This window comes from Pseudoalteromonas sp. SR45-5 (assembly GCF_014163565.1).
Lineage (GTDB): Bacteria > Pseudomonadota > Gammaproteobacteria > Enterobacterales > Alteromonadaceae > Pseudoalteromonas > Pseudoalteromonas distincta.
Genome location: NZ_JACJDN010000923.1, coordinates 1 through 1,099, shown reverse-complemented (window position 1 = coordinate 1,099; position 1,099 = coordinate 1). Strand labels below are relative to the sequence as shown.

The window sequence follows — 1,099 nt, the reverse complement described above, 5'->3', positions numbered from 1 at the left end:
TAGTCACGTGGCTTTATTTTGATGTTAATTTGCACAGCATTTTGACGTTAAACATTTTAATTTTACCGACTATTGCGATAATAAAATCCTTGGTTGGTCTCAAACACTTTATGGAGTGGGTTGTGGGTAAGACATTTAGTTACGATGCGCTAGATGACGATTTTGTTGAAGACGAGTACGAAATGCTCGGCCGTAATCAACACGATAAGAACAAGCAAAAGGTTAAAAAGAAGTTGGAAGACTACCTTGAGCAAAAACGCTTGCGTAAAAATCTAGGCGAAGACGATTTAAGCGATTACACCGATTAAATTTCACTAGTATAAATAAAATACCAATTAATATTGAGAGTTTAAATGTGCAGTTATGCGTATGTTTAAGTTTCAATAGTATTGGCAATAAAGAGGCCTTGCGCCTCTTTATTACTTTTTAAAGCGTGCTTTTAGCCTGTGCCAAAGCTTTTTGAATTGTAAGTTCTAGCTTTTCTGGTTTAGTAAAAGGTGCATAACGTTTAATTGGCGTGCCATCTGCGGCAATTAAAAATTTAGTAAAATTCCACTTTATTTTACGTGTTAAAAAACCAGGTAAAGCCGATTTTAAAAAACGAAAGACTGGGTGAGCATGCTTACCGTTTACATCTACTTTGGCCGCCATTAAAAAACTCACACCAAAATTAATTAAACACCCTTGCTCTATTTGTGTAGCGTCGCCGGGTTCTTGCTGACCAAATTGATTACACGGAAACCCTAAAATAACTAAACCTTGGCTGGCATATTTATTATGCAAAGCTTGAAGTGACTCGTATTGGTAGGTAAATCCACATTTACTTGCGGTATTAACAATAAGCACAACCTTACCTTCAAAATCACTAAAGTTAATAGGTTGACCCTGCAAGCTTGTTGCGCTTAATTGATGGAATTTGTGCATATTGGCGTCTTTTTTATTATTGTTATAGGTATTTTAACCTGAGTACAGTATTTCATAAAGTATAAAGAGCGCTCTAATTTAAAATCAGAAATAGCCCCATACCGGCAAGCGTTGTGTAATAAATATTATGTGTTTTATAGGCAACAATGATGGCGACTATCGCTGCGCTTAAATA

Annotated in this window: 3 protein-coding genes; 1 reads left to right on the top strand and 2 read right to left on the bottom strand. The window is 35.8% G+C overall.

Annotated features, from left to right (window positions below; all coding sequences use genetic code 11):
• Positions 1–122: 122 nt before the first annotated feature.
• On the top strand, positions 123–308 hold the full coding sequence (locus H5072_RS20105) for a PA3496 family putative envelope integrity protein (protein WP_007579801.1): 186 nt from the start codon (positions 123–125) through the stop codon (positions 306–308).
• 118 nt (positions 309–426) lie between these two features.
• Here H5072_RS20105 and H5072_RS20100 read toward each other — a convergent pair whose 3' ends face one another.
• Both H5072_RS20100 and H5072_RS20095 read right to left on the bottom strand, forming a co-directional pair.
• Positions 427–924, bottom strand: a complete 498-nt coding sequence (locus tag H5072_RS20100; RefSeq protein WP_004335023.1) for a glutathione peroxidase — start codon at positions 922–924, stop codon at positions 427–429.
• Positions 925–997: 73 nt separating this feature from the next.
• Positions 998–1,099, bottom strand: a 102-nt coding sequence (locus tag H5072_RS20095) for an AzlD domain-containing protein (RefSeq protein ID WP_182694595.1), incomplete at its 5' end; no start/stop codon positions are given.

Coding starts and splice junctions, on each gene's coding strand:
- H5072_RS20100 (WP_004335023.1), bottom strand. CDS start 924: ATGCACAAATTCCATCAATTAAGCGCAACAAGCTTGCAGGGTCAACCT.